5 protein-coding genes and 1 pseudogene are annotated in these 6,192 nt (G+C 69.3%); 1 reads left to right on the forward strand and 5 read right to left on the reverse strand.

The features are described from left to right. Nucleotides 1–58: 58 nt before the first annotated feature. Nucleotides 59–1,021, forward strand: coding sequence for a threo-3-hydroxy-L-aspartate ammonia-lyase (locus BMY35_RS24510; RefSeq protein WP_093204912.1), 963 nt, complete (start codon nucleotides 59–61; stop codon nucleotides 1,019–1,021). Nucleotides 1,022–1,037: 16 nt separating this feature from the next. Here the strand turns inward: BMY35_RS24510 and BMY35_RS24515 are convergent, their stop codons facing one another. The 5 genes and pseudogenes from BMY35_RS24515 to BMY35_RS24535 all read right to left on the reverse strand — a co-directional run. After that, the gene (locus tag BMY35_RS24515) at nucleotides 1,038–1,691 is read right to left on the reverse strand and encodes an ABC transporter ATP-binding protein (protein WP_093204914.1); all 654 of its coding nucleotides are present in this window, start codon (nucleotides 1,689–1,691) and stop codon (nucleotides 1,038–1,040) included. Further along, nucleotides 1,688–2,731 carry a tRNA (adenosine(37)-N6)-dimethylallyltransferase MiaA gene (gene miaA, locus BMY35_RS24520; RefSeq protein ID WP_093204916.1) on the reverse strand — a complete coding sequence of 348 codons (1,044 nt, stop codon included), beginning with the start codon at nucleotides 2,729–2,731 and terminating at the stop codon, nucleotides 1,688–1,690. The genes BMY35_RS24515 and miaA overlap by 4 nt, the downstream gene beginning before the upstream one ends. A 67-nt stretch (nucleotides 2,732–2,798) precedes the next feature. Then, nucleotides 2,799–3,776, reverse strand: a complete 978-nt coding sequence (locus BMY35_RS24525; RefSeq protein WP_093204919.1) for an alpha/beta hydrolase — start codon at nucleotides 3,774–3,776, stop codon at nucleotides 2,799–2,801. A 214-nt stretch (nucleotides 3,777–3,990) separates the two neighbouring features. After that, nucleotides 3,991–5,898, reverse strand: a complete 1,908-nt coding sequence (gene mutL / locus BMY35_RS24530) for a DNA mismatch repair endonuclease MutL (protein WP_093204920.1) — start codon at nucleotides 5,896–5,898, stop codon at nucleotides 3,991–3,993. A 27-nt stretch (nucleotides 5,899–5,925) separates the two neighbouring features. Continuing rightward, a pseudogene (locus tag BMY35_RS24535) lies at nucleotides 5,926–6,192 on the reverse strand (ester cyclase); the annotation flags it as partial.

Here is a 6,192-nt window from a genome sequence, read left to right on the forward strand (position 1 = left end):
CCGGGTTTTTACCCATCTGGGCTGCAAAAAATTGCAAGCCGCCGCTAAGCTCGAACACATGCAACTACCTACCTACGACGACGTCATCGCCGCGGCCGCGCGGCTCGAAGGCCACGCCCACCGCACGCCGGTGCTGCGCTCCACCACCGCCAACGAGCGCTGGGGCGCCGAGTTCTTCTTCAAGTGCGAGAACTTCCAGCGCATGGGCGCGTTCAAGTTCCGCGGCGCGTTCAACGCGCTGTCGAAGTTCGATGCCGCGCAGCGCAAGGGCGGCGTGATCGCCTTCTCGTCGGGCAACCACGCGCAGGCCATCGCGCTGTCGGCGCGCCTGCTGGAGATGCCCGCCGTGATCGTGATGCCCAAGGACGCGCCGGCCGCCAAGGTCGCGGCCACCAAGGGCTACGGTGCCGAAGTCGTGATGTACGACCGCTTCACCGAAGACCGCGAGGCGCTGACGAAGCGGCTCGCGCAGGAACGCGGCATGACGATGATCCCGCCCTACGACCACCCCGATGTGCTCACCGGTCAGGGTACCGCGGTGAAGGAACTGATCGAGGAAACCGGCCCGCTCGACCATCTGTTCGTGTGCCTGGGCGGCGGCGGGCTGCTCTCGGGCTCGGCGCTGTCGGCGCGTGCCCTGTCGCCGCAGTGCAAGGTCTACGGCGTGGAGCCCGAGGCGGGCAACGACGGCCAGCAGTCGTTCCGCGCGGGGAAGATCGTGCACATCGAAACGCCCAAGACCATCGCCGACGGCGCGCAGACGCAGCACTTGGGCGAGTACACCTTCGGCATCATTCGCCGCGACGTGGATGACATCTTCACCGTCACCGACGAGCAGCTCGTCGACGCGATGCGCTTCTTCGCCGAGCGCATGAAGATGGTGGTGGAGCCCACCGGCTGCCTCGCCTTCGCCGGCGCGATCGCGGCTGGCAAGGCCATCGCCGGCAAGCGCGTGGGCGTGCTGATCAGCGGCGGCAACGTCGACCTGTCGCGCTTCGCGACGCTGATCGCGCCGCAGTAATCCCGCAGCCGCGGGCTCAGGCCCGGATGCCGCCGGCCGTCAGGTGAAGCAGGCGGTCGGCCTGGGCTGCAGCGCTCTCCGAGTGCGTCACCAGCACCAGCGAGGCGCCGTGCTCGCGGGTCTGGCCGATCAGCAGCTCCATCACCTTCGCCGCGGTGGTCGGGTCGAGGTTGCCCGTGGGCTCGTCGGCCAGCAGCAGGGCGGGGCGATGCACCAGTGCACGCGCGATGGCCACGCGCTGCAGCTGCCCGCCCGACAGCGTCTGCGGCAGCCGCGCGCCCATGCCGGGCAGGCCGACCGCATCAAGCATGTGCGCGATGCGGCTTTCGCTTTCCTTCTGCTGGCCCAGCAGCATCAGCGGCAGCGACACGTTCTGCGCCACGTCGAGGTGCGGCAGCACGTGAAAGGCCTGGAAGACGAAGCCGACATGACGCCGCCGCCAGAGCGCGCAGGCTTCGCCGTCGAGCGCGCCGATGTCGGTGCCGTCGTGCGTCACCGTGCCCTGGTCCCAGCTGTCGAGACCGGCCATGCAGTTGAGCAGCGTGGACTTGCCCACGCCCGATTCGCCCACGATGGCGACGAACTCACCGGGCTCGACGGTGAGCGTCACGTTCTCGAAGACAGGCGCATCACCGTAGTGCTTGCCGAGGTTGGAAATGCGCAGCGTCATCTTTGAGCGACGGTCCTGGCGATCAGTTGAACGGCGGTCTGCACCGCATCCGGTGCGTCGCAGGCGATCACGGTGCGCTGCGGCATGCTGCGCAGCCAGGTGATCTGCCGCTTGGCGAGCTGGCGCGTGGCGGCGATGCCGCGCTCGCGCAGGTCGGCCATGGCCTTGGCGTCGGGCGCCGTATTGCCGCAGGCATCGAGCGTTTCCCAGGCCTGCCGGTAGCCGACGCAGCGCATCGAGGGCAGGTCGGTCGAAAGATCGCCGCGCGCGCGCAGGGCACGCACTTCGTCGAGAAAGCCCGAGGCCAGCATGGCGTCGAAGCGTTCGGCGATGCGGCCGTGCAGCCAGGCGCGGTCGGTGGGTTCGAGCGAGAACAGCGCGCCGCCTTCGACCGCGCTGGCGGTCTTGTTGTCGCTCGCATGAAAGCTCGACAGCGGCCGGCCGCTGCTTTCCCAAACTTCGAGCGCACGCTGGATGCGCTGGCTGTCCTGTGGCGCCAGCCGCGCGGCCGTGACCGGGTCGACCTGCGCGAGCCGCGCGTGCATGGCGGGCCAGCCATGCGTTGCAGCGTCGGCGTCGATGCGCGCACGCACCGCGGCATCGGCGGCGGGCATGGCATCGATGCCGTCGAACAGCGCCTTGAAGTACAGCATGGTGCCGCCCACCAGCAGCGGCAGCGCGCCGCGTGCGCCGATCTCGTCGATGAGCCGCGTGGCATCGGCCACGAAGGCTGCCGCGCTGTAGCTCTCGCGCGGATCGAGGATGTCGATCAGGTGGTGCGGCACGGCGGCCTGCTCGGCGGCCGTGGGCTTGGCCGTGCCGATGTCCATGCCGCGGTAGACCAGCGCGGAATCGACCGAGACGATCTCCACCGGCAGCAGGCGCGCGAGCGCCAGCGCGGCGGCCGTCTTGCCCGAGGCGGTGGGGCCGGCGAGGGCGACATAACGCGGTGGAAGTCGGGGCGGGGTGCCCGGCTGGGCCGGCGAGACCGGGGAGGCCGAGGAGGCGGCCTTTGCGGCCGCGACGGAACTGGGAGACATGGTGCGCCGAGGGTAGCAAATGGCGCGAGCCCGGCCGGACGGCGGGGCTTGGTGGCGTGGCCTCAGGTCAGATCGCCGCGGGCGCGGGCTGCTCCAGCTTGCCGCTCACGTCCTGCGGGGTAGGCGCGCGGCCGGCGGCCGGCGGCGCGAGGCGCGGCGTCGGGCGCTGAACGCCGGCATTGCTGGCGACCATGTTCTCCGGCTTCATGCGGAACAGCTGCGTCAGCGCCGCGCGGTACTGCGCCTCGCCGACCGAGTTGGTGTTGTGGTGCGAACCGCCCTCGACCAGCACGAACATCTTCGGCACGGTGGCCGCGTTGTAGAGCTTGCGGCCCAGCGTCGGGTTGATGAGGCTGTCGGCGGTGCCGTGCACCACCAGCAGCGGCGCGCCGATGTCCTTGACCGTGTTGATCGCCTCGAAGCGCTGCGTGATGAAGGGGCCGAAAGGCAGCCAGCCCCACTTGAAGCTGCTGACCACGTCGGCGATGGAGGTGAAGGTGCTCTCGACGATGGTGCCGCTCTCGTCCTTCACGTGGGCCGCCAGGTCGATGCCGATGGCGCCGCCGAGGGAGTGGCCGAAGATGTAACGGTGCTGCCTGGGGTGGCGCGCGGCGAGCCAGGTCCAGGCGGCGCGGGCGTCCTCGCGGGCCGATTCCTCCGAGGGCAGGCCCTTGGAGCTCTTCCCGAAGCCGCGGTAGTCGATGGCCAGCACCGAGAAGCCCAGCTCGTGCATGCGCTGGATCCGTGGGGCCGAGCCCGCCACGTTGTAGCGGGCGCCGTGCAGGTACAGCATCACGGGCGTGTCGGTGGTCTCGGGGGCTCCGCCCAGCCACAGGCCGTGCAGCCGCGCCGGCTCGCCGGTGATGGAGGACTGGAAGTCGATCCACACGTCTTCCATGCCCTGGGCCATGGAGGCGGTGTTGCCCCAGCTGCGGTCACTGGGCTGGAAGATCCATTCGCGTTGCTGTTCGTCGAGCGTCGAGCAACCGGCGGCGAGCAGGGCACACAGCGATAAGACAGACGCGAGGAGGGTCCAGCGTTTCATCATGGGGTTGAGGGACAGCGAAGTCGGCCGGAAAGTTCACCTGCTTTCACCTTGATGCGCCGACACAGCACCTTGGTAACCCCCCGAAACAGCGCTCACTGGCGCTTTACAGAACACATGCAACGTATGTGCCCGCGGTTCCGCCGACTGAGGAAAACCCTAGAAAAAAGGCTTAAAAAGTCCGAAAACCGCTGATCGGCCCCGTCTACCCCGGTTATCGGCCACGCATGAAGAGCGAGTCGAGTTCGCGCACCGAAAGCTGGCGCCAGGTCGGCCGGCCGTGGTTGCACTGGTCCGAACGTTCTGTTTCTTCCATCTGGCGCAAGAGGGCGTTCATCTCGTCGATCGTGAGCTTGCGGTTGGCCCGCACCGCCCCGTGGCAGGCCATGGTGGACAGCAGCTCGTTCTGGGCGCGCTGCACGACGGTGCTCGCGTCGTGCTGGCCCAGCTCGGCGAGCACGCTGCGCGCCAGTTCCACCGGATCGCCGTCCGCCAGCGTTCCGGGCACGGCGCGCACCGCGAGCGTGCGCGCCGAGAAGGGCGTGATTTCCAGGCCCAGCGTCGGCAGCACCTCGGCGCAGGCCTCGGCCGTGGCCACCTCCTGTGGCGTGGCCGCGAAAGTGGCCGGTATCAGCAGCGGCTGGCTGGTGATGGCCGCGCCGTCGAGCTGCGTCTTCAGGCGCTCGTAGACGATGCGCTCGTGCGCCGCGTGCATGTCGACGATCACCAGGCCCTGGCTGTTCTCGGCCAGGATGTAGATGCCCTGCAGCTGGGCCAGCGCGCGGCCCAGCGGCCAGGCCTGTTCGTTGGTGGCGAGCGGCGCGGCGTTCGTGTTCGCGGCGGTGATGGGCAGCCCGACCGGGGGCTGGAACGTCGCCGGCGCTGCGCCGGCCTGCGGCCAGAGCGACGGTGAGGCCGGTTCCGAGACTCGGACCGGTGCCGGCTGTTCGTCTTGCCGCGGCCACATCGCCTCGAAATCGCCGACACCGCGTTCGCGCGTTGTGAAATTGATAGCAGGCTGCGACCAGCTGGCGTTCGACGGCAGCGGGGCCGGCTTGAAGAACGGCTGCGGCGCCGTGCCGGAAGGTGCCACCGCGTCACCGGAGCGGGGCGCGGCCAGCGCGTCTTCCACGGCATGGCGCACCGCCTGGTGCACCTCGCGTCCGTCGCGAAAGCGCACTTCGATCTTGGTCGGGTGCACGTTCACGTCGACCCGCGACGGATCGATCTCGAGATACAGCGCGTAGATGGGCTGGCGCTGGCCGTGCAGCACGTCTTCGTAGGCGCTGCGCACCGCGTGCGACAGCACCTTGTCGCGCACGAAGCGGCCGTTGACGTAGAAGAACTGCTGGTCGCCGCGCGAGCGTGCCGCGTCGGGAATGCCCGCGCGACCGATCACTCGCACCGGACCGCCTTCGCGGTCGACCGCCACGCTCTGCGCCACGAACTCGTCGCTGAGCGCGTCGGCCAGCCGTTGTTCGCGCGTGGAGGCCGCGCGCCACTGTTCGACCAGCTTGCCGTCGTGCCAGATCGAGAAGCCCACCTCCGGCCGCGCCAGCGCATGGCGGCGCACCGCCTCGATGCAATGGGCCAGCTCGGTGGCGTCGGTCTTCAGGAACTTGCGGCGCGCCGGCGTGGCGAAGAACAGCTCGCGCACCTCGACCGTGGTGCCGGTGGAGCGGGCCACGGGCCGCAGCTCGCCGGTGCGCCCGTCGAGTGCGAAGGCGGTGTCGGCGCCGGCGAAGCGCGAAAGAATGCTGAGCTCGGCAATCGAGTTGATGGCGGCCAGCGCCTCGCCGCGAAAGCCCATCGTGCCGACCGTCTCGAGGTCGACGAGGCTGGCGATCTTGCTGGTCGCATGGCGGCGCAGCGCCACCGTGAGCTCTTCGCGCGGAATACCCAGGCCGTCGTCTTCCACCGAGATCAGCCGCACGCCGCCCGAGGCCAGCCGCAAGGTGATCTGGCTTGCGCCCGCATCGAGCGCGTTGTCCAGCAACTCGCGCACCACCGAGGCCGGGCGCTCGACGACTTCACCGGCGGCGATCTGGCTGATCAGCTCGTCGGGGAGTTCGCGGATGGGGCGGCGTTCGGCAGGGGAGATGGAGGTGGGGAGGGCGCTCACCGGGGCATTCTAAAAGCCGTGCAGTTCTCAGCGCTTCATCAGCGTATTCGAAGGCAGCGTCTCGTCCAGCAGCTTGCGCGCGGTCTCGATGCCCGCCACCGGCAGCAGCTTCGCATCGAGCAGCCCCACCTGCACCAGCACGCTGGCCTGGTCCCAGTAGATGTGCTCGTGGTAGAGCTTGTCGCCGCGGAACTTGATCACCGCCAGCAGCGGGATCTCCACGCGCTTTCCGGTCGGTGCCACGCCCGGCAGCATCCACGGGATCTCGGTGGTGTGGGTGAAGCAGAACAGCAT

It is taken from the genome of Variovorax sp. YR750 (assembly GCF_900109805.1).
In the GTDB taxonomy this organism is placed as follows: Bacteria; Pseudomonadota; Gammaproteobacteria; order Burkholderiales; family Burkholderiaceae_C; genus Variovorax; species Variovorax gossypii.

Coding starts and splice junctions, on each gene's coding strand:
- miaA (WP_093204916.1), bottom strand. CDS start 2,731: ATGTCTCCCAGTTCCGTCGCGGCCGCAAAGGCCGCCTCCTCGGCCTCC.
- BMY35_RS24525 (WP_093204919.1), bottom strand. CDS start 3,776: ATGAAACGCTGGACCCTCCTCGCGTCTGTCTTATCGCTGTGTGCCCTG.
- BMY35_RS24515 (WP_093204914.1), bottom strand. CDS start 1,691: ATGACGCTGCGCATTTCCAACCTCGGCAAGCACTACGGTGATGCGCCT.
- BMY35_RS24510 (WP_093204912.1), top strand. CDS start 59: ATGCAACTACCTACCTACGACGACGTCATCGCCGCGGCCGCGCGGCTC.